The organism is Streptomyces sp. NPDC087859 (assembly GCF_044742595.1).
GTDB classification, from domain to species: domain Bacteria; phylum Actinomycetota; class Actinomycetes; order Streptomycetales; family Streptomycetaceae; genus Streptomyces; species Streptomyces canus_F.
Genome location: NZ_JBIUUU010000004.1, coordinates 375,134 through 396,343, shown reverse-complemented (window position 1 = coordinate 396,343; position 21,210 = coordinate 375,134). Strand labels below are relative to the sequence as shown.

Below are 21,210 nucleotides of genomic sequence, written 5' to 3'. Positions count from 1 at the left end.
GGCGGCCGCGCCTAGTCGGGTTCGGCGTACTCCTCGGGCCGCGGGGCGGGGGCGGTCGGCTTGGTGCGCGGGGGCAGGCTCAGCTCCGCGACCCGTCGCAGCAGCCCCTCCCGGAAGCCGGTGACCTGTCGGGCCAGTTCACGGCGTTGGCGCCGCTGGTGGCGGTGCGAGGTCTCCAGCGTGCCCAGCGCCAGAGCGGTGCCGGTCAGGACGGCGACGCCCATCACCACGTACCGGCGGACCGTTCCCTCGCCCGCGGCGGCGTAGGCGAGCCCCGACGCCACGAACAGCGCGGCCGTCAGCGCCAGCCAGAGGACGTAGCCGGCGAACAACCAGGGATGGTCCTGGCCCAGCCACGCGCGCCGCGTCCGCCCCGCCTCACGCTCCGTACGCCGCACCGCGTCGGCGATGTCGTCGAGCTCCCAGGCCGCCTTCTCCCGCTGCTCGCGCGAGAGCGGGGCCGCCATCCGGTCCAGGCGGACGTGGAGCCGGGCCACCGCCCGGCGCAGTCCGGCCCGGTGCACACGGTCGGGCAGCCGGTGCGGCCAGCGCGCCCACAGGTCGTCGTCCCGCTTCTTGAGGCGCAGGTGGGTGACGGCCGCGCGGGCGACGGCGACCCCGAGGACCAGCAGCAGCGGAAGGGCCACCGCCATGCCCTGGTCGCCGCGCAGCGCCCCTAACCCGCCGAGCAGGACGATCCCCAGGCCGATCGGCCAGGTGTGCCGGATGTACGTCCGGTGCCGTACCGCGTGCAGTTCGCGCTCCAGGTCGTCGACGGAGCGCCGGACGAGCCGGACGGCGGCGACCGCGACGAACGGCGCGCACAGCAGCACCGTGGACATCAGGGCGGCGCTCAGGGTGTACGGCAGGATGTCCGTGCCGGCCCAGCTGTCGTCCTGCGGCAGGGCGGGCACCCCCGCCAGCACCGCGCAGGCGAGCACGGCGGTGAGAACGCCGAGCCACCGCCCGGGGCGCCTCCCGTGCTCCTCGGGCGCCGGGACGGGCCGCCAGTCCGGGCGCACCAGCCCTTCCAGCACGGCGATCAGTTCCGCGAGATCCGAGGCCCAGTGCGTGCGGCGCAGCGGCTGGCCGTTGCGGCCGACGAGGTCACGGACCGAGGGCGGCAGCTCCGGGGGCCGCGGCGCGGTGACCCCGTCCAGGAACACCGGGATCAGCACCTTGCCGCTCGCCAGGGCCTGCTCGATCTCCCGGCGGACCCAGTCCTCCTCGTCGTCCAGCCGCCGCGCCCCGGACACGTCCCGGACGTCGGCCCACCCCGGGTGGATCACGGCGAGCAGCACCTCGCAGTCGTCGACCCGGGCCCGCAGCGTGTCCGAGAAGCGCTGCCCCGGCACGATGGACGGCCGGTCCAGGAAGACCTGGCCCCTGCCGAAGTGCCGGTCGAGTTCCGCGTAGAGGTGTTCCACCGTCTGCGAGTGGTCGCCTCTGCGGTAGTTGATGAATACGCCGCCCATGGGGCCGTTGCTACCAGAGAAACCGCCGCGTACGTGCCCGGTTCACCCGTACGGGCCCTAGCCGGAGTGCAGCATCAGCCCGATCCCCACCACCAGCAGCCCCGCCGCGGCGATCCGCGGCATCCCGAACCGCTCCTTGAAGAACACCGCCCCGATCGCCGCGCCCACGATGATGGACGACTCGCGCAGGGCCGCGATGGGTGCCAGTTCCGCCTTGGTCTGGGCCCACAGGACCAGCCCGTACGCGGCGACGGAGAGGGCGGCGCCCACGAGCCCCAGCACCGCGAACGGCCGGAGCGTGGGCACCAGTTGTCCCCGCCAGCGGTGGGCCGCGTACGCCGGGAGCACCACGCCCTGCACCGCCATCAGCCAGGCGATGTACCCGAGCGAGGACCCGGAGGCGCGTACGCCGAGCCCGTCGACGACGGTGTACGCCGCGATGGTCAGCCCGGTCGCCAGCGCCGCCCCGATCGCGGCCCAGTTCGGCCGGTTCCCGCGAAGTCCCCACAGGGCCACGCCCGTCAGTCCGGCGCAGGACACCGCGATACCGGCGGCCGCCCAGCCGTCCGGCACCTCGTGCGCGAACACCGCGGCGAGCACGGTGACCACGAGCGGCGCGGTGCCGCGCGCGATCGGGTACGCCTGGCCGAAGTCGCCCAGCCGGAAGGACTTCATCAGCAGCGCGTAGTACGCGATGTGGATGCACGCCGAGGAGAGCAGATACGGCCACGCCCCGGCCGCCGGGAACGCCGCGAACGGCGCCATCGCCAGCCCGATCAGCATCCCGCCGCCCGCGATGAGCGTGAACCCGACGAGCTTGTCGGTGATCTTGTGCGCGATGGCGTTCCAGCTGGCGTGGGTGACCGCGGCGAGCAGGACGGCCGTGGTGACCAGGGGGGTCACGCGGTCTGCTCGCGGACGTCCACCAGTGTGGCGCCCGCGTGGGCGATCAGTGTCTTGGGCTCCATGGGAAAGACGGTGTACGGCGTGCCGGCCGCCGCCCACACGACGGCGTGGTCGAGCAGCGAACGGTCCGCGAGGACCCGGGTCCTGGTCCGGTGCCCGAAGGGCGGTACCCCGCCGATGGCGTACCCGGTCGTCTCCCGTACGACGTCCGCCTTGGCCCGCGTCACCTTGCCGGCGCCGAGCTCCTGCCGCACCCGTTCCACGTCCACCCGGGACGCGCCGTCCATGAGCACCAGGACCGGTACCCCGTCCGCCGCGAAGATCAGCGACTTGCAGATCTGGCTCAGCTCGCAGCCGATCGCCGCGGCCGCCTCGGCGGCGGTACGCGTGGCGTCCGGGAAGCGGCGGATCTCGGCGCGCAGCTCACCGAGGCCGAGGGTGTCGAGGGCAGCGGCGAACAGGGGGTGGGCTCCGGAGTCCGGGGTGTCGGTCGTCGTCATGCACGGCACGCTAGCGGTCGGTGTAGAGGGCATGCGACCGAGTTCCCGGCACGGGTACGGCTCAGGCCTTGTCCGCCGGTGCGGGCCCCTCGAACGTCACCGCCTTCGTCTCCGCCACCCCGGCCGTGCGTCCCGGTGCCGCCTGCCAGCGCCAGTAGAGGTTCGTGTGGGCGATGACCTGCTCCGGCGGCGGAGCGCCCCACGCGCTCTTGTCACCGGCGGTGTGGGCGTCGGCGACCAGCGTCACGTCGTAGCCGCGGACGAACGCCCCGTGGATCGTGGAGCGGATGCAGGCGTCGCTCTCCGCGCCGCTGACGACGAGGCGTCCGACGCCGGCGCCGGCGAGGACCTCCTCCAGGTCGGTGCCCTCGAAGGAGTCGCCGTAGCTCTTGTGGACCAGCGGCTCGGAGTCGCGGCGGGACAGCTCCGCGACGTACTTCCAGTCCTCGCTGCCCCGGGGCAGGCCCTCGTCGGAGTGCTGGACCCAGACGACCGGTACCCCCTCGGCGCGGGCCCGGTCCACCAGGTCGGCGATGTTGGCGACGACCTCGTCACGCCGGGGGGCCTCGGCCACGACGCCGTTCTGGACGTCGATGACGAGCAGTGCCGTACGGGAGCGATCAGGCAGTGTGGTCATGGTCGTCAGGCTAGCCGCGGGCACTGACAACGCCGAAGCCGTGGTGCGGGGGACCGCACCACGGCTTCGGGACAGGGCTCAGGTCAGACCTGCACGAGCTCCCGGTCCTCGTCCCTCTTGTCGTCCTTGTCGTCGTCCAGGGCGCGCAGCCCCTCGCCCTCGACGTCGACGTTGGGCAGGGCGCGGTCCAGCCACTTCGGCAGCCACCAGGCCTTCTTGCCGAGCAGCGCGAGCACCGCCGGGACGATCGCCATGCGGACCACGAACGCGTCGAAGAAGACGGCGATCGCGAGGCCGAAGCCGATCATCTTGATCATCGACTCGCTGGAGCTGATGAAGCCGCCGAAGACGGCCATCATGATGATCGCGGCCGCGACCACGACCCGGGAGCTGTGCCGGAAGCCGGTCACGATGGCCTGGCTCGGGCTCTCGCCGTGGACGTAGGCCTCCCGCATCCGGGTCACGAGGAACACCTCGTAGTCCATCGCGAGACCGAAGACCACGCCGACCATGAAGATCGGCATCATCGACATGATCGGCCCGGTCTCCTCGACACCGATCAGACCGCTCAGCCAGCCCCACTGGAAGACCGCGACGACGGCGCCGAGCGCGGCGAGCACGCTGAGCAGGAAGCCGAGGGCCGCCTTCAGCGGGACCAGGATCGAGCGGAAGACCACGATCAGGAGGAGGAAGGCGAGGCCGACCACCAGGCCCAGATACGGGATCAGGGCGTCGTTGAGCTTCTGCGAGAAGTCGATGTTCATCGCGGTGGTGCCGGTGACCAGGACGCTCGCGTCCGTGTCGGCCTTGATCTCGGCGCCCTGGTCACGGATGGCGTGGACCAGGTCCTCGGTCTGGGTCGAGGAGGGCTTGGAGTCCGGGATCACGGTGATCATCGCGGTGTCGCCGGCCTTGTTGAACGTCGCCGGGGTGACCGTCACGACGTCCTTGAGGTCCTTGATGCCGTCGGCGACGGTGGTGGCCGCGGCCTTCGGGTCGGCGCTGTCCTTGGCGTCGACCACGATCATCAGGGGGCCGTTGAAGCCGGGGCCGAAGCCCTCCGACAGCAGGTCGTAGGCGCGGCGCTGGGTCGTGGACGTCGGCTGGGAGCCGTCGTCGGGCAGGCCCAGTTCCAGCTGGGTGGCCGGGACGGCGATCGCGCCGAGGCCGACCACGCCGAGCAGCAGTACGGCGGCCGGGCGGCGGATGACGAAGCTCGCCCAGCGGACGCCGAGTGCGGGCTTGGCCCGTCCCTCAGCGGCCTTGGCCTTGTTCGCCTTGCGCTTCTCGCCGGCCGGACGGACCTTCCGGCCCGCGTATCCGAGCAGCGCCGGGACCATGGTGAGCGCGATGAGGACGGCGACCACGACCGTGCCGGCGGCCGCGAGGCCCATCTTGGTGAGCATCGGGACGTTGACGACCGCGAGGCCCGCCAGGGCGATCACGACGGTGAGTCCCGCGAAGACCACGGCCGAGCCGGCGGTGCCGGTGGCCCGTCCGGCGGCTTCCTCGCGGTCGCGGCCCTCGGCCAGTTCGCCGCGGTAGCGGGAGACGATGAACAGCGCGTAGTCGATGCCGACCGCGAGGCCGATCATCAGCGCGAGCGTGGAGGTGGTGTCGCCGAGGTCGAGCGCGTTGGCGAGGGCGGTGATGGTGGAGACACCGATGCCGACGCCGATGATCGCCGTAAGGAGCGGCAGTCCGGCCGCGACCAGCGAGCCCAGCGTGATGACGAGGACGACCGCGGCGATGGCGATGCCGATGATCTCACCGGCCGCTCCCGGCTCGGCCGCGGCCTGCAGCGCGTCACCGCCGATGTCGACGGTCAGTCCCGTGGCGCGGGCCTCGTCCCCGGCCTTCTCCAGGGCCTCCCTGGTCGATTCCGCCAGCTCCATGCCGGGGGCGTCGTACGTGACCGACGTGTAGGCGACCGTGCCGTCCTTGCTCACGGCGTTCGTCGTGAACGGGTCGGAGACGGAGACGACCTGGGAGCCGTCGCCCAGTTCCTTGACGGTCTTGGCGACGGTCGCCTTGTTGGCGGCGTCCGTCATCTTCTCGCCCTCGGGCGCCTTGAAGACGATGCGTCCGGTCCCGCCGTCGGCGCTGCTGCCGGGGAAGCGCTGTTCCAGCAGGTCGAAGGCCTTCTGGGCTTCGGTCCCCGGTATGGAGAAGGAGGTGGATCCGGCGCTGGGGGCGCTGGCCGCGCCGACGCCCGCGAGCGTCAGCAGGGCGACCCATATCAGGGCGACGAAATGCCGTCGCCGGAAGGCGAGCCGGCCGAGTTTGTAGAGGAACGTGGCCACGTGGGCGTACTCCCGGTCAGGTCGTTGGGGCAGTGCAGGGAAGGGGTGATCGACCCGATGGGGACATGGGTGATCGTCCCGACGACTTGAGCGGTGACGTCAGGTGCTAACTACGGGGAGAGGGATCAGGGGGCCGATACGCCGAGGGCAGGGAGGACCACGGCGTCGATGTACGAGGTGAGGAAGGCCTGGGTGGGCGGCAACTGGTCGATCATCGTGCGGGTCGCGAAGGCTCCGACCAGCATGTGGACGATGTAGTCCAGCGCCGGGCAGTCGGCGCGGACCTCGCCGCGGTCGACCGAGCGCTGCATGACCTTCTTGAACTCGCCCATCTCGGGTTCGACGAGCAGTTCCCTGAAGGCCTGCATCAGGTCCGGATTTCCGTGCACGGCCATGGCCAGGGCCCGCATCAGGTCGGAGTTCCGCTCCATGGTGCAGTCGTCCTCGCGGGAGACGAGCGCGAGGAGGTCACCCCGCAGGCTCCCGGTGTCGATGTCGGCGATGCCGCCCGGCTTCTGGCTCCGCATGGCCTTCACCACCAGCTCGGGCTTGCCGCCCCACTGCCGGTAGAGCGTCGCCTTGCTGGACTTGGTGCGGGCCGCCACGGCGTCCATGGTGAGGGCGTCGTAGCCGACTTCGCGGAGCAGGTCGAGCACGGCCGCGTACAGCTCGGCCTCACGCTCCGGGGTGATCCGACTGCGACGCGCCGTCGCGATCTCAGTCATGATTCCCACCTTCCACTCCGAACGACACGGTTTCGTACATGCCGAATGTAGCGCATCCTCATTCGAAACGAAACCGTTTCGTACGTGTCTTGGCTCACGCTGGACCGGGTCTCGACCATTTTTCATAAGTTGCTCCGGTCCATCCCCCGGAAAAGCATGGGGAGGTGAGCTATCTGCGCCTGCCGCATCTGAGCGGCGACCTCCTGTGCTTCGTGGCCGAGGACGACCTGTGGCTGGCCCCCCTCGACGGGAAGGGACGCGCCTGGCGTCTCACCGTCGACCGCACCAAGGTGGGCCACCCCCGTTTCTCACCCGACGGCCGCCACCTCGCCTACACGAGCTGGCGAAGCCTGGTCCCGGAGATCCATCTGGTGGACGTGGAGGGCGGCCCGGGCAGACGGCTGACGTACTGGGGCTCGGCGGACACCCAGGTGTGCGGGTGGACGCCGGACGGCCAGATCCTGGCCGTCGCCTCCCACGGCGAGCCCTTCTCCTACTTCACCTGGGCCTACAAGGTCCCCACCGACGGCGACCCCGGCCGCAAGCTCCCCTGGGGCCCGGTCTCCGACCTCCAGGTCGCCGACCTCGAAGGGGAGCGCAGAACCCTCCTGCTCACCGGTACCCCGCCCCACGAACCGGCCGCCTGGAAGCGCTACCGGGGCGGGGCCACCGGACGGCTCTGGCTGCACGGCCACCGCCTCCTCGAAGGCCTGGAGGGCCACCTCCACTCCCCCATGTTCGTCGGCGACCGCATCGCCTTCCTCTCCGACCACGAGGGCGTCGGCAACCTCTACTCCTGCGCCCACGACGGCTCCGACCTGCGCCGCCACACCGACCACGACGCCTTCTACGCCCGGCACGCGGCGAGCGACGGCACCCGCGTGGTGTACCAGTGCGCGGGCGACCTGTGGATCGTCGACGATCTCGCCGGCGAGCCGCGCAAACTCGACGTACGACTGAGCGGGCCCCGCACGGGACGGCGTACGTACCAGGTGCCGGCCGCCCAGCACGTGGACGGCGTCTCGGTCGACGAGACCGGCCGCGCGAGCGCCGTCGTCGTCCGCGGCAGCCTGTACTGGCTGACCCACCGCGACGGTCCCGCCCGCACCATCACCGACACTCCGGGCGTACGGGTCCGGCTCCCGGAGATGCTCGGCTCGGGCGGCCAGGTCGCCTATGTGACGGACGCGGAGGGCGAGGACGCGGTGGAGATCGCCTACCTCCCCCGGGCGACCGGCGACCGCGCCCCCCGACGGCTGGCCTCGGGCGAACTCGGCCGGGTCCTGGAGATGGTCGCCGACCCCCAGGGCGAGCGCCTGGCCATCGCCTCCCACGACGGCCGCCTCCTCCTCATCACCGTCTCCGATGACGCGTCCGCCGCCGAGGACACGCAGGACTCGGGCGGCGAGGTCACCGAACTGATCCACTCGGTCAACGGCCCGGTCCGCGACCTCGCCTTCTCCCCGGACGGGGCATGGCTGACGTGGTCGCACCCGGGCATCGGCCGATCGCTGCGCCAGATCAAGATGGCCCGTATCTCCCCGAAGGCGGGGGCGGCCCCCCTGATCGTCGACGTCACCAACGGCCGCTTCGAGGACGAGAACCCGGTGTTCACGAGGGACGGCCGCTATCTGGCCTTCCTCTCCTGGCGAGGCTTCGACCCGGTCTACGACGTCCACACCGGGGACCTGTCCTTCCCGCTCGGCTGCCGCCCGTACCTGGTCCCCCTGTCCTCGGCGACCCCCTCCCCGTTCGCCCTGACCCCCGAGGGCCGCCCGGCGGCGGGCGGCCTGGACCCGGCGGAGGACGAACCGGACGACGGCAGCACGGTCACGGTCGAGGTGGAGGGCCTGGAGAGCCGCGTCACCCCCTTCCCGGTCACCGCCTCGAAGTACTCGGCGCTGTACCCGGTGGCGGGCGGCGGACTGGTCTGGCTGCGCTGGCCGATCTCGGGGGCGCTCGGCGAGACGTTCGCGAACCCCGACGACACGACCGGCCGCCCCACCCTCGAGTACTTCAACATCACCAAGGCGAAGAAGTCCGAACTGATCGAGCACCTCGACTGGTTCGCGGTGAGCGGCGACGGCTCCCGCCTGGTCGTCGTCGACGAGGGCGAGCTGCGCGCGGTGCCCGCCACCGAGTCCGGCGACAGCGACTCCACCGTCTGGATCGACGCCCGCCGCATCCTGCACGAGGTCGACCCGGGGGCGGAATGGCGCCAGTCGTACGAGGAGGCGGGCCGGCTGATCCGCGCGTACTTCTGGGAGCCGGAGATGTGCGGCATCGACTGGGACGAGGTACTGGCGCAGTACCGCCCCCTGGTCGAACGGGTCGCGACCCCGGACGAGTTCGCGGATCTGCTCCGCGAGGTCCTCGGCGAGCTGGGCACCTCCCACGCCTACGTGACGGCGGCCCGCCGCAACGAGGGCCCGCCCCACTACCAGCGCCGCCAAGGCCTCCTGGGCGCCAACTTCGTACGCCGGGAAGCCGGCTGGACGGTGAAGCGCATCCTGCCCGGCGACTCCTCCGACTCCAAGGCCCGCTCCCCGCTGGCCGGCACCGGCATCCGCGAGGGCGCGGTCCTGACCCACGTGGACGGCCGCCCGGTGGACGAGGTGACGGGCCCCTATCCGCTGCTGGCGGGCGCGGGCGGTACGACGGTGGAGCTGACGTTCACCCCGGCGGAGGGCGAGGGCCGGGCCAGGCGGGTGGCGCTGGTCCCCCTCACCGACGAGAGGCCGCTGCGCTACCAGGACTGGGTGGCCAAACGCCGTGAAGTGGTCCGGGAGTTGAGCGGCGGCCGCTGCGGCTACCTCCACATCCCCGACATGGGCGGTTCGGGCTGGGCCCAGTTCAACCGCGACCTGCGCCTGGAGGTCTCCCGCCCCGCCCTCATCGTCGACGTGCGCGGCAACGCGGGCGGCCACATCAGCGAACTGGTCGTGGAGAAACTCACCCGCACGATCCTCGGCTGGGACCTGACGAGAAACGCCCAGCCGGTGTCGTACGCCTCGAACGCCCCGAGAGGCCCGGTCGTGGCCCTGGCCGACGAGGCGACCTCCTCCGACGGCGACATGATCACGGCGGCCTTCAAACTGCTGAAGCTCGGCCCCGTGGTGGGCCAACGCACCTGGGGCGGCGTCGTCGGCATGACCGGCCGCCACAGCCTCGGCGACGGCACGGTGATCACGGTGCCGATGAACGCGGCCTGGTTCGACGCGTACGGCTGGACGGTCGAAAACCGGGGCGTGACCCCGGACTTGGAGGTCCTGCGAACCCCGCTGGACTGGGCGGAGGGCAGACACGCACAGCTCGACGACGCGGTGAAGCTGGCACTGGACCTGCTGACGACCACACCCCCGGCAACCCCCCCGGACTACGCAAACGTACCGAACCGATCAAGGCCGAAACTGCCGCCAAGATCTTGAGAAGCGCTGGATGAACCCACCCAGGGGCGCGGGGAACTGCGCGACCAGCCCCCACCGGCCCGCACCCGGCAACGCACCCCCATAACGGCAACGCGAACGTGGGGCACCCCAACACACAGGGCACCCCACGTTCAACGGCTCAAGCCGAGCGCAGCGCTACGCGTCGTAGTCCAGGTCGAGACGGTCCTGCTCCTCGCGCTGGAGTCGCTCCGTCTCCTCGTCCCGCGGCCTGCCACGCTCGCCGCGCTCCTGACCACGCTGCGGGCCCTGCTCCTTGGCCTGCTGGGCCTTCTGCTTGGCCTGCTCCTGCCACTGCTCCGACTTGTCCTGGAACTGGTCCTTCATACCCATGTGGGTTCACTCCCGAAGTGGGTGAGGGGATGAGCCCCGTACCGGGGCCTCGACCAGATTCACACGACAGGACACAGTGCGCATTTCGATCAGTTACGGCGCGTAGCGCGCGCCTCCTCATCAGCCGCCCCACCTGCACCGACGAGCCCCGAGCGGACCCCCGCCAACCGGTCCCCGAACCGCCGCATCTCCCGCTGTCCGACCGTCCCGATGAGCCCCGGCAGATACCCGCGCACCCCCTGCATCCCGCGCAGCCACCCCTGCCCGTACACATGGCTGGACCGCCGCTCGATGCCGGCCACGATCCGGTCGACCGCCGGGCCCAGCGGATACGTCTTGTTGGCAGGCCACGGCAGCCGCTGCCGCAACTCCCGCATGACGTCGTCCTGATCGGCCCCGCGCACCATGTCGGTGTCGGTCCACGACAGATACCCGACGCCCACCCGCACGCCCTTGTACCCGACCTCGGCCCGCAGACTGTGCGCGAACGCCTCCACGCCGGACTTGGACGCGCAGTACGCGGTCATCATCGGCGCCGGAGTGATGGCGGCCAGCGAGGCGATCTGCAGCAGATACCCCCGGCTCTCCATCAGCACGGGCAGGAAGGCGCGCGCGGTCACCGCGGACCCGATCAGGTTCACCTCGATCACCCGCCGCCAGGCCTCCGGATCGGAGTCGACGAAGGGACCGCCGCTGGCCACACCGGCGTTGGCCACCACGATGTCGACCTTCCCGAACCGCTCCTTCACCTCCCGCGCGACCTGCGCCATCGCCTCGTGGTCGGTGACATCGGCGTACCAGTGGCCGCTGTCGGTGTGCAGCCGCTCGCAGACCTGCTTGAGGGCGTCCGGCTCCAGACCGACCAGCGCCACCTTCGCGCCGCGCGCGGACAGCTTGCGGGCGAGCAGCTCGCCGACACCGCGTGCGGCTCCGGTGACGACGGCGACCTGTCCTTCGAGGCTGACCCTGCTCATGCGCCCTCCTTGATCGTTGCGTACGTCGTCACGAGGTCCCTGATCTTCCCGGTGACCAGCTCGGGCGCCTCCACGGGCGTCATGTGCCCGACTCCGGGCAGCTCGGTGAGCCCGACACAGCGGGGCAGCGCCGCCACCAGCGAACGCGCGTGCACGGGAGGCGTCAACCGGTCGGCCGTACCGGCGACGACGACCGTGGGCACCTCCAGGGACCGCACCCCGTGGTCGAGGTCGAGCAGGTCGAGGACGTGCGACCAGGAGTACCGCACCTTGCGCGGGCACGCGTGCACGATCCGCGCGCACGCCTCGACCATGTGCGGGGCCGAACCGGGGCCCATCGTCCCGTACTTGAGGATCCGCCGCGCGAGCGGAGTGACCGGCCCGAGCGGCGCCCGCGAGCCGAGGATGTGCTTGGTCAGCCAGGTCCGCAGCCGTCCGGGCCGCATCGGTACGACGGTCGACTCGGCGACCAGTCGCGAGGAACCGGTGCTGCACAGCAGGACGGCGGCGGCGTGCTCGCGGAAGCCCGCCCTGTCGGCCGCCGCCATCACCGTCATCCCGCCCATGGAGTGACCGGCGATCACGGCCTTCTCGCCGGGTGCGAGAGTCGCCTTCAGTACGGCCTCGAAGTCGTCGGCGAGGGCATCGGTGCTGCATGCCGGGCTCGCCGGGCTGCGTCCGTGACCGCGCTGGTCGTAGGCGATGACCCGGTGATCGACGGCGAGGTCGCGTATCTGCGCCGCCCAGAAGGCGGTCGAGCAGGTCCAGCCGTGCGCGAGGACGACGGGGGGCGCGGTCTCGGGACCGTGCACCTCGACGTGCAGACGGGCGCCGTCGGCGGAGACCGCGGTCAGCTCACGGGTGGGGACGGGCGGGGCGTAGGGCCCGGAGGAGACGTGCAGGAGCCGGCTCACGCGTTCACCTCTTCCTTGTCGCCCTTGCCCTGCTCGCCTTGCTCGCTTTGCTTGCCTTCCTTGATCGCCTTGGTGTCCTGGCCACGGAGCACCTCGTACTCGGCGAGGTCCACGCGCCGCGTCGCACGCCGGAACTCGGTCGTGGTCCCCGGCCAGATGGTGGTGTTGCGGCCGCTCGCGTCGAGGTACCAGCTGGTGCAGCCGCCGGTGTTCCACACCGTGCGCTTCATGCGCTCCTGCACCCGCCGGTTCCAGGCGTGCACGGCGCTCGGCCGGGCGTCGAGGGCGGCGCGGCCGCCGAGGACGTCGAGCTGCCGTACGAAGTCGGCCAGGTAGTTCAGCTGGGACTCGATCATCAGGATCATCGAGGAGTTCCCGAGCCCGGTGTTGGGCCCGATGATCGTCATCCAGTTGGGGAACCCGGCGGCGGAGGCGCCGCGCAGGGCCTCCATCCCGCCCGTCCAGGCCTCGGCGAGGGTGCGCCCGTCCGCCCCCACGACCCGGTCGGCGATCGGCATGTCGGTGACATGGAAGCCGGTCCCGAAGATGATCGCGTCGACCTCGGCCTCGCTGCCGTCGGCGGCGACGAGGGTGGAGCCGCGGACCTCGCTCAGCCCACTGGCGACCAGGTCCACATTGGGCTGGGCCAGCGCCGGATAGTACGTGCTGCTCAGCAGGATGCGCTTGCACCCGATGCGGTAGTCGGGGGTCAGCTTGGCCCGCAGCGCCGGGTCCTTGATGGCGCGGGCCATGTTGCTCTTGGCCAGCTTCTCGACCAACCCGAGCTCGTTGGGCCGCTTGGTGAAGGCCTGGACCTGCAACTCCCGGATGCCCCACAGGAGTCCGCGGCGGGCGTAGGTGGTGAAGGGCAGCTGCTGGTGCAGCCGGCGCTCGAAGCCGGTGATGGGCCGGTCGACCCGCGGCATGACCCAGGGCGGGGTGCGCTGGAAGAGGGTCAGCTGGGCGACCTCAGGCTGAATGGCGGGCACGATCTGGATCGCGGAGGCCCCCGTCCCGACCATCGCGACCCGCTTGCCGCGCAGGTCGTAGTCGTGGTCCCAGCGGGCGGAGTGGAAGACCTTGCCGGGGAAGGAGTCCAGGCCCGGGATGTCGGGCGTCTTCGGGTCGGACAGCGGCCCGGTGGCGGAGACGACGAGGTCGGCGGAGAGCCGCCCGCTGCTGGTCTCGATGTCCCAGCACAGCCGGTCCGCGTCCCAGGTCATCATCTTGACCTCGGAGTCGAAGCGGAGGTGGGGCCGGAGCCGGAAGACGTCGGCGACGTGCTCCAGATAGGCCCGGATGTGCTCCTGCCCGGAGAAGGTGCGCGGCCAGTCGGGATTGGGCGCGAAGGAGAAGGAGTAGAGATGGGACGGCACGTCACAGGCGCACCCCGGGTAACTGTTGTCCCGCCAGGTGCCCCCGACACTGCCGGCCCGTTCCAGGACGACGAAGTCGGTCACGCCTTCGCGCCGCAGCCGCACGGCGGCCCCGAGCCCCCCGAACCCTGACCCGATCACCGCCACCCGCACATGCTCGTGCTCGGTCATCCCGAAGCCTCCACGCATCGCTCTTTCGGACTCTGCCAGTGAACACTGGCGCAATGGGAGCGTAGGGCAGCTCCTTACCGATGGGTAGGGGGCGGGGCCAGGAAAGTTACCGGAGGTACAACATAGGCTGCGGGCGTGACCGAGAAGCGCGAGTACCGCATGGAGGAGTTGGCCCGCCTGGCCGGCATCACACCGCGCACCCTGCGCTTCTACCGTGAACGCAAACTGATCCCGCCACCCCGCCGCGAGGGCCGTATCGCCTGGTACGACGACCACCACCTGGCCCGGCTGCGCACCATCGCCGCGCTCCTGGAACGCGGCCACACCCTCACCGGCATCGCGGAACTGGCGGAAGCCCTCGACCACGGCCGCGACGTCGCCGACCTCCTGGGCGTGGCCACCCCCACGGAGGAGGAACCGGTCCGCCTCACCCCCGAGGAACTCGCCGCCCGCTTCGAGGGCCAGGTCACCACGGACAACCTCGCCGCCGCACTGGAGCTGGGCTACCTCGGCACCGACGGCGACGAGATCGTCCACATCAGCCGCCGCCTCCTCGACGTCTCCTCCGCCCTGGTCGCCGAGGGCATCCCCCTCGCCGAGGTCCTGGCAGCGGGCAAACGCGTCCGCGAACACGTCGACGACCTCGCCGAGATGTTCACCGAACTGGTCCTCCGCCACGCCACCGAGAACGACATGCAACGCCTGCGCCCCCTCGCGAGAAGCGTGGTGGAGGCAGAGCTCTCCCTGGCACTGGACCGGCGGTTGCGGAAGCGGGACTGACTAGAGGTCGTAGACCACGGTCACGGGGGCGTGATCCGACCAGCGCTCCGCATGCGTGGCGGCGCGCTCGACGAACCCCTTGACGGCCTTGGCCGCCAGTCCGGGCGTGGAGACGTGGTAGTCGATGCGCCATCCTGAATCGTTATCGAACGCCCGCCCCCGATACGACCACCACGAGTACGGCCCCTCGACATCGGGATGCAGCGCCCGCACGACATCGACGTATCCGCCATCGGCGGCGTCGAAGACCCGTGTCAGCCACTCCCGCTCCTCCGGCAGGAACCCGGAGTTCTTCTGGTTGGCGCGCCAGTTCTTCAGGTCGGCCGGCTGGTGGGCGATGTTCCAGTCGCCGCAGATGACGACCTCGCGGCCGTCGGCGGCGGCGCGCTCGCGCAGGTCCTTGAGGTACGCCAGGAACTCGTCCATGAAGCGGATCTTCTCGTCCTGGCGCTCGGTGCCGACCTCGCCGGAGGGGAGGTAGAGGGAGGCGACGGTGACGCCGGGGAGGTCGGCCTCGACGTAGCGGCCGCTGGTGTCGAACTCCGACGAGCCGAAGCCGATCCGGACGCGGTCCGGCTCGCGGCGGGTGTAGAGGGAGACGCCGGCGCGGCCCTTGGCGGCGGCGGGCGCGTGCACCACGTGCCAGCCGTCGGGGGTGCGGACCTCCTCGGGCAGCTGCTGCGGCTCGGCGCGCACCTCCTGGAGGCACAGCACATCGGCGGAGGTGTCCGCGAGCCACTCCACGAAGCCCTTCTTCGCGGCGGCGCGCAGTCCGTTCACATTCACAGAGGTCACAGTGAGCACTCCGGCACGATACCGGCACACTGGACTGGATCCCGTTCTGGAATGCATTGACATACGGTAGGCAGCATGAATATCCGTCGCGTCTCCTTCGACCACCCCGACGCCGTGAAGCTCAACGACCAGGTCCAGGCCGAGTACGCCGTCCGCTACGGCGACGACGGCGATGCCACACACATGGACCCGGTCCACTTCGAGCCACCGAACGGCGCGTACCTCATCGCGTACGACGAGAGCGACGCCCCCGTCGCCACGGGTGGCTGGCGTGTCCAGGACGCCAACGAGGAGGGCAACCGCGACGGCGACGCCGAGGTCAAGCGGATGTACGTCATAGAGCAGGTGCGGGGCAGAGGGCTCGCCCGGCGCATACTGGCGGCGCTGGAGGAGGACGCCCGGGCGGCGGGCCGGGTCCGCATGGTCCTGGAGACCGGCGACAAGCAGCCGGAGGCCATCGCGCTGTACACCTCCAGCGGCTACGAGCCGTGCGAGAAGTTCGGCTACTACCGGCACCACGAGGCGAGCCGCTGCTTCGCGAAGGCCCTCTGAGAAGTCCCGCGGGGGTCAGCTTCTGAGGTACGCGAGCACCGCCAACACCCGCCGGTGGGTGTCGTCCGCCGGCGGCAGGTCCAGCTTGGTGAGGATCGAGCCGATGTGTTTGCCCACGGCCGCGTCCGACACCACCAGCGCCTTGGCGATCGCGCCGTTCGACTTCCCCTCGGCTATCAGCCCCAGCACCTCCCGCTCGCGCGGGCTGAGCCGGGCGAGCGGATCCCGGCGGCGGCGCAGCAGTTGGCGTACGACTTCGGGGTCCACGACCGTGCCACCCGCCGCGACCTCCCGCAGCGCGTCCACGAACTCCTCGACCTGGCCCACCCGGTCCTTGAGCAGATAGCCGACGCCGGTCCCGTCGCCGGAGTCGAGGAGTTCGGCGGCGTACGCCCGCTGCACGTACTGGCTGAGCACCAGGACCGGCAGTCCGGGCCGCTCCTCGCGCAGTTTCACGGCCGCGTGCAGCCCCTCGTCCTGGAAGCCGGGCGGCATCCGGACGTCGGTCACGACGACGTCGGGCGTGTGCTCGGCGGCCGCCGCGAGGAGCGCGTCCGCGTCGCCGACGGCCGCGACCACCTCGTACCCGAACCGCGTGAGCAGCCCGACGAGTCCGTCGCGCAGCAGCACGCTGTCCTCGGCGAGGACTATGCGCAGGGCTCCGTCGGCCGGCAAGGGATCTCCACTCGCAGCAGGGTCGGTCCACCCGGCGGGCTGGACAGGGAAAGTCTGCCATCGAGCACTGACACCCGGTCGGCGAGTCCGGTGAGCCCGGTGCCGTTCGCGCTGGAGGCGCCGCCGCGTCCGTCGTCGCGGATGTCCAGCGTGAGCCGTCCGTCCGCATGTCCGCCGCTGACGGCCGCCCGGCTCGCCCCGCTGTGCCTGGCCACGTTGGCGAGGGCCTCGCAGACGACGAAGTACGCGGCGGTCTCCACGGGTTGGGGCAGGCGTGCGGCGAGGTCCAGCTCCACGTCCACGGGGACCGGGCTCCGGTCCGCCGCGTCCGCGACGGCGGCTTCCAGTCCGTAGTCGGCGAGGACCTTGGGGTGGATGCCGTGGATGAGTTCGCGCAGTTCCGCGAGGACCTTCTCGGCCTCCCCGTGCGCTGCGGCGAGTTGGTCGGCGAGGGGGCCGGGCGGGGCGTCCAGGCGGGCGAGGCCGAGCGTCATGGTGAGGGCGACGAGGCGCTGCTGGGCGCCGTCGTGCAGGTCGCGTTCGATACGGCGGCGTTCCGCCTCGAAGGCGTCCACCAACCGGACCCGGGAGCGGACGAGTTCGGTGACCCGGTCGCTGTCCCCGGAGGCGCCGAGCAGGGCCTTCGCGACCTCGCCGCGCGCCCCGGCGGCAAGCCCGAGGGCGTACGCCCCCACGACCAGCAGCGGCACCCCGGCCGCCGCGACCCCGAAGGCGGCCGGCCAGGTGTCGACCGTCCACAGCTTGACGACCTTCGCCTCGCCGTCGACGGCGACCAGCAGCGGCGTGGCGAGCAGGAACAGCGGCACCCCGGCGGCGAAGGCCACCACGAGCGCGTCCAGCGGCCACAGCACGAGGCCGAGCAGCACGGCGTACGCCAACTCCCGCCAGGTGGCGGCCTCTTTGAGGCGCACGGTGAGCCATCTGGTGAGCCCGGGCGCGTCGGGCACCCGGTGCCGCGCGAGCGGCACCGGCCCCACCCCCGCCAGCCGCAGCCGCCACCGCTCGGCGGCGGCCACGGGGATCCCGCACAGCGCGGTGAGCACGAGCAGCGGCAGTCCGACGAGCACGACGGCCGTGGCGCCGCCCACGACGGCCCCCGCGACGATCACCACCAGCACGACCGCCCCGAACACCGCACCGCTCGCCAGGAACGCGACCGACCGCCACGGCCACGCCGACCCCAGATATCCGCGCCTGCTCAGCGCCTGCCACACCGTCATGGTGATCACGGTAGAAGGCGGTGCGGGCGGACGTAATCCGGCGGGACAGACATCCGGGGGTATGCCTGGCCCTACCCCAAGTCTCGGTCCTGCCGCACTGATCCGCGCGGTGGCGGCGCGGTTTCGTAGAGCTCTCTTCGACTTAATGAGGGCCGTCGGCCTTCCGCGGACTTAATGAGGGCAGATGACAGACCACGCGATCCGGTTGACCTCCGTCATCAGGCGGTACGGCGAGGGCGACGGCGGGGTGACCGCGCTCGCCGGGGTCTCGCTCGGCCTCGGACAGGGCACGTTCACCGCTGTCATGGGGCCGTCCGGCTCCGGCAAGTCGACGCTGCTGCAGTGCGCGGCCGGGCTGGACCGGCCGACATCGGGCTCGGTGCGGGTCGGAGGCACGGAACTGACCGGGCTGAGCGAACGACGGCTGACCCTGCTGCGCCGCGAACGCATCGGCTTCGTCTTCCAGACGTACAACCTCCTGGCCTCCCTGACCGCCGAACAGAACGTCCTCCTGCCGCTGCGGCTGGCCGGTCGGCGTGTGTCGAAGGCACGCGCGCGTGAGGCGTTGCGGCGGGTGGGGCTCGGTGAACGGGCCCGGCACCGGCCCGCCCAGCTGTCCGGCGGACAGCAGCAACGCGTCGCCCTGGCCCGCGCGCTGATCACCCGCCCCGACGTGCTGTTCGCGGACGAGCCGACGGGGGCGCTGGACTCCGCCACCGGGCGGGAGGTGCTGGCCTTGCTGCGCTCACTGGTCGACACCGAGGACCGCACGATCGTGATGGTCACGCATGATCCGGTGGCCGCGTCGTACGCCGACCGCGTGGTCTTCCTGGTCGACGGGCAGGTGCACGGCGAGGTGGTGGGGGCGTCGGCGGGGGAGATCGCGGCGCGTATGACGTCGCTGGAGACGGGGGCGCCGGCGGGTGGCTCGGAGGTCGTCCCGTGCTGATGCTCGCCCTGCGTACCCTGCGCTCCCGTTGGACCGCCTTCATCGGCAGCTTCGTCGCCCTGTCCCTCGGGGTCGCCGTGATCGCCGTGATGGGCCTGGCCCTCGCCTCCTCCCTGGACGCCCCCGAGCGCGCGCCGGAACGCTTCGCCGCGGCCCCGGTCGTGGTGAGGGGCCAGGACACGCTGCGCGTACCGACCCCCATCGGCGACCGCGCCCAGAGGCTGGCCCGGCCGCGGCCCGTACCGGCGGACACGGTGGCGGCGCTGCGGAAGCTGGGCAGGGTCACGGAGGACCGCACGTTCGTCGTCCACGGCGACCTGGTGGGACATCCCTGGTCCACCGCGGCCTTCGCACCGTACGAACTGACCGCGGGCGGCGCGCCCCGCGCCGCGGACGAGGTCGTGGCCACGGACGACCGGACGACGGTGGGACAGCGCCTGCGCACGGCGCGTGGGGTGGTGCGCGTGGTCGGCACGGTGGGCGCGCTCGGGTTCGAGAACGCGCTGTTCTACACGGATGCGCGGGCGGCCGCGTTGTCTCCGGTGAGCACACAGCTCGTGGTGGAGGCGGACGCGGCGGCGGTCCGGCGTGCGGTGGGCGGCCGCGCGCGGGTGCTGACCGGTGACGAGCGCCGGCTCGCGGACGCCGATCCCGAGCGGGACGCCGAGGCGCTGACGACGCTGAACGCCCTGTTCGGCACCGCGGGCGGGGTGACCGGGTTCGTGTCGGTGTTCGTCGTCGCGTCGACCTTCGCCTTCGCGGTGGCCCAGCGCCGCCGGGAGTTCGGCCTGCTGCGCACGGCCGGCGCGACGCCGGGCCAGATCCGGCGCGCGGTGCTGACGGAGGCGCTGCTCGTCGGAGGACCGGCGTCCGCGGCGGGCTGCGTGCTGGGGGCGTACGCCGCTCCGTGGCTGGCGGAGCGTGTGGTGGACGGCGGTGTCGCACCGGCCTGGTTCGCGATCGGCGACCACGTGTGGCCGTACCATCTCGCCTTCTGGACCGGTCTGTCGGTGGCGCTGTGCGGGGCGGTGGCCGCGTCCTGGCGGGCGGGCCGGACCGCGCCGACGCAGGCGCTGCGCGAGGCGGCGGTGGACGAACGCGCCCTGACGCTCGGCCGCCTGCTGTGCGGTGCGGCCCTGCTGATCACCGCCGCGGTCACCCTCGTACTCGCGCTGGTGACGGACCCGGGCGAGCTGTTGCACCGCAAGACGTACGTCAGCCGCCCGATGCTCCTGATCACGGCGACGGCCCTGCTGGCTCCGGCCCTGGTCCGCCCGCTGCTCAGGGTCCTCGCCCCGTGCGGCATGCTGGTCCGCTCGAACGCGGGCGCCGCTGTCCGCCGTACGGCCGCCGTCGCCGCCCCCGTCCTGATCACGGTGGCCCTGACGGGCTCGCTGCTCGGCGCCACGGCGACGCTGAACGAGGCGAGGGCGACGGAGGCGCGCGAGCGGACCGTCTCCGACTTCGTGCTGACGTCGCCGGCCGGCTTCGCCCCGGACACGCTCCGCCGTCTGCGCGCGATCCCGGGCACCGAGGTCTCGGCGACCGCGTCGAGCGCCGTGTACGTCCTGGAGGAGGGGGTCGCCCTCATCAAGTCCGAGGCGCGCGCGGCCGATCCGAGGGCGCTCGCGGCGACCGTGCGCCTCCCCCTGACGGCGGGCCGTGTCACCGACCTCGACGACGACTCGATCATCGTCAACGAGGAGTGGGCGCGGCACGAGGTCGGCCGCCGGGTCACCGTCTGGCTCGGCGACGGCACCCGCAGGTCGCTCCGCATCGCCGCGGTGATGCCGGTCGGCACGGGCGACAACGGGGTGTACGTCACTCCGGCCAACGCGCGCGGGGCCGCTGTCGACCGGGTCGAGGTGACGGGAGGAACGGCGGCAGGGGTACGGACGGCCCTGGGAGCCGCGGACGTCTCCGTCCAGACCCGCGAGGAGTGGCTGCGGTCCGCTTACCCCACGGCCACCTTCACGGACGCCGACGAGAGGACCCGCCTCGGCTTCCTCCTCGTCCTGGGCATCGCGCTGCTGTACACGGGCATCTCCCTCGCCAACACCCTGCTCATGGCGACGTCGGACCGGAAGCGCGAGTTCGCGTCCCTGCGGCTGGCGGGCGCCACGACCGGTCAGGTGCTGCGCCTCGTGGCCGCGGAGGCCTTGGTGGTGGTGGCAGTGGGCGCACTCCTCGGCCTGCTGGTGACGGCTCTCAACCTCGGCGGCATGTGGGGCGCCCTGGACCTGCAGTCGGCACGCTCCCCGCTCCGCCTCCCCTGGCCCGAACTCGGCGCGGCCACGGGCGCGTGCGCGCTCCTCGCCGTCGTGTCGGCGGTGCTTCCGGCGGCTCATGCCCTGGGCCGGAAGACCTCTCCATAGCCGCGGCCGATTCCTCTGACGCGGGATCAGCCGACGCGGTTGCTGTACGTCACTGCCGTACGCATGGCAAGGGGCCCGTTCCT

The 21,210-nt window shown here is 71.9% G+C and carries 18 protein-coding genes; 5 read left to right on the top strand and 13 right to left on the bottom strand.

All coding sequences use genetic code 11. The features are described 5' to 3' along the window. Positions 1-11: 11 nt before the first annotated feature. From ACIOHP_RS11940 to ACIOHP_RS11915, 6 genes are all read right to left on the bottom strand, one after another. Positions 12-1,475 carry a toll/interleukin-1 receptor domain-containing protein gene (locus ACIOHP_RS11940; RefSeq protein WP_401886093.1) on the bottom strand — a complete coding sequence of 488 codons (1,464 nt, stop codon included), beginning with the start codon at positions 1,473-1,475 and terminating at the stop codon, positions 12-14. A gap of 57 nt (positions 1,476-1,532) precedes the next feature. Beyond that, positions 1,533-2,378 carry an EamA family transporter gene (locus tag ACIOHP_RS11935; RefSeq protein ID WP_401886090.1) on the bottom strand — a complete coding sequence of 282 codons (846 nt, stop codon included), beginning with the start codon at positions 2,376-2,378 and terminating at the stop codon, positions 1,533-1,535. Continuing rightward, a complete protein-coding gene (locus tag ACIOHP_RS11930) occupies positions 2,375-2,914 on the bottom strand; it encodes a YbaK/EbsC family protein (RefSeq protein WP_401886088.1) in 540 nt (179 codons plus the stop codon). Before ACIOHP_RS11930 ends, ACIOHP_RS11935 begins: the two co-directional genes overlap by 4 nt. A gap of 28 nt (positions 2,915-2,942) precedes the next feature. Continuing rightward, positions 2,943-3,518: a cysteine hydrolase family protein gene (locus ACIOHP_RS11925; protein WP_401886086.1), complete on the bottom strand. Its 576-nt coding sequence runs from the start codon at positions 3,516-3,518 to the stop codon at positions 2,943-2,945. Between the two features lie 83 nt (positions 3,519-3,601). Next, positions 3,602-5,821 (bottom strand): MMPL family transporter, encoded by a 2,220-nt coding sequence (locus tag ACIOHP_RS11920; protein ID WP_401886084.1) that lies wholly within the window; start codon positions 5,819-5,821, stop codon positions 3,602-3,604. Positions 5,822-5,946: 125 nt separating this feature from the next. After that, positions 5,947-6,546 carry a TetR/AcrR family transcriptional regulator gene (locus ACIOHP_RS11915; RefSeq protein WP_401886082.1) on the bottom strand — a complete coding sequence of 200 codons (600 nt, stop codon included), beginning with the start codon at positions 6,544-6,546 and terminating at the stop codon, positions 5,947-5,949. Positions 6,547-6,710: 164 nt separating this feature from the next. Between ACIOHP_RS11915 and ACIOHP_RS11910 the strand changes: the two genes are divergently transcribed. Beyond that, a complete protein-coding gene (locus tag ACIOHP_RS11910; RefSeq protein ID WP_401886079.1) occupies positions 6,711-9,974 on the top strand; it encodes a S41 family peptidase in 3,264 nt (1,087 codons plus the stop codon). Positions 9,975-10,130: 156 nt separating this feature from the next. Here ACIOHP_RS11910 and ACIOHP_RS11905 read toward each other — a convergent pair whose 3' ends face one another. The 4 genes from ACIOHP_RS11905 to ACIOHP_RS11890 all read right to left on the bottom strand — a co-directional run bounded on the left by ACIOHP_RS11905 (position 10,131) and on the right by ACIOHP_RS11890 (position 13,760). Beyond that, positions 10,131-10,325: a hypothetical protein gene (locus tag ACIOHP_RS11905; RefSeq protein ID WP_401886077.1), complete on the bottom strand. Its 195-nt coding sequence runs from the start codon at positions 10,323-10,325 to the stop codon at positions 10,131-10,133. 89 nt (positions 10,326-10,414) lie between these two features. Further along, entirely contained in the window at positions 10,415-11,299 is an 885-nt protein-coding gene (locus ACIOHP_RS11900) for an SDR family oxidoreductase (protein ID WP_361538214.1), read from the bottom strand. Next, the gene (locus ACIOHP_RS11895; protein WP_401886074.1) at positions 11,296-12,213 is read right to left on the bottom strand and encodes an alpha/beta fold hydrolase; all 918 of its coding nucleotides are present in this window, start codon (positions 12,211-12,213) and stop codon (positions 11,296-11,298) included. Before ACIOHP_RS11895 ends, ACIOHP_RS11900 begins: the two co-directional genes overlap by 4 nt. After that, a complete protein-coding gene (locus tag ACIOHP_RS11890; protein WP_401886071.1) occupies positions 12,210-13,760 on the bottom strand; it encodes a flavin-containing monooxygenase in 1,551 nt (516 codons plus the stop codon). The genes ACIOHP_RS11895 and ACIOHP_RS11890 overlap by 4 nt, the downstream gene beginning before the upstream one ends. Before the next feature lie 159 nt (positions 13,761-13,919). On the opposite strand from ACIOHP_RS11890, the gene ACIOHP_RS11885 reads away from it, so the two are divergent. After that, positions 13,920-14,540, top strand: coding sequence for a MerR family transcriptional regulator (locus ACIOHP_RS11885; RefSeq protein ID WP_401886413.1), 621 nt, complete (start codon positions 13,920-13,922; stop codon positions 14,538-14,540). On the opposite strand, the gene ACIOHP_RS11880 is transcribed toward ACIOHP_RS11885, so the two are convergent. Continuing rightward, positions 14,541-15,344 carry an exodeoxyribonuclease III gene (locus ACIOHP_RS11880; RefSeq protein WP_401886068.1) on the bottom strand — a complete coding sequence of 268 codons (804 nt, stop codon included), beginning with the start codon at positions 15,342-15,344 and terminating at the stop codon, positions 14,541-14,543. Positions 15,345-15,410: 66 nt separating this feature from the next. Between ACIOHP_RS11880 and ACIOHP_RS11875 the strand changes: the two genes are divergently transcribed. Beyond that, a complete protein-coding gene (locus ACIOHP_RS11875) occupies positions 15,411-15,887 on the top strand; it encodes a GNAT family N-acetyltransferase (protein ID WP_401886065.1) in 477 nt (158 codons plus the stop codon). A 15-nt stretch (positions 15,888-15,902) separates the two neighbouring features. Here ACIOHP_RS11875 and ACIOHP_RS11870 read toward each other — a convergent pair whose 3' ends face one another. Continuing rightward, positions 15,903-16,562 (bottom strand): response regulator, encoded by a 660-nt coding sequence (locus tag ACIOHP_RS11870; RefSeq protein ID WP_401886063.1) that lies wholly within the window; start codon positions 16,560-16,562, stop codon positions 15,903-15,905. Beyond that, positions 16,535-17,803, bottom strand: a complete 1,269-nt coding sequence (locus ACIOHP_RS11865) for a sensor histidine kinase (RefSeq protein ID WP_401886061.1) — start codon at positions 17,801-17,803, stop codon at positions 16,535-16,537. Before ACIOHP_RS11865 ends, ACIOHP_RS11870 begins: the two co-directional genes overlap by 28 nt. A gap of 184 nt (positions 17,804-17,987) precedes the next feature. Here ACIOHP_RS11865 and ACIOHP_RS11860 point away from each other — a divergent pair, with 184 nt between their 5' ends. Both ACIOHP_RS11860 and ACIOHP_RS11855 read left to right on the top strand, forming a co-directional pair. Further along, entirely contained in the window at positions 17,988-18,752 is a 765-nt protein-coding gene (locus ACIOHP_RS11860) for an ABC transporter ATP-binding protein (protein WP_401886058.1), read from the top strand. Then, positions 18,746-21,127: an ABC transporter permease gene (locus ACIOHP_RS11855; protein WP_401886056.1), complete on the top strand. Its 2,382-nt coding sequence runs from the start codon at positions 18,746-18,748 to the stop codon at positions 21,125-21,127. Before ACIOHP_RS11860 ends, ACIOHP_RS11855 begins: the two co-directional genes overlap by 7 nt. Positions 21,128-21,210 lie beyond the last annotated feature (83 nt).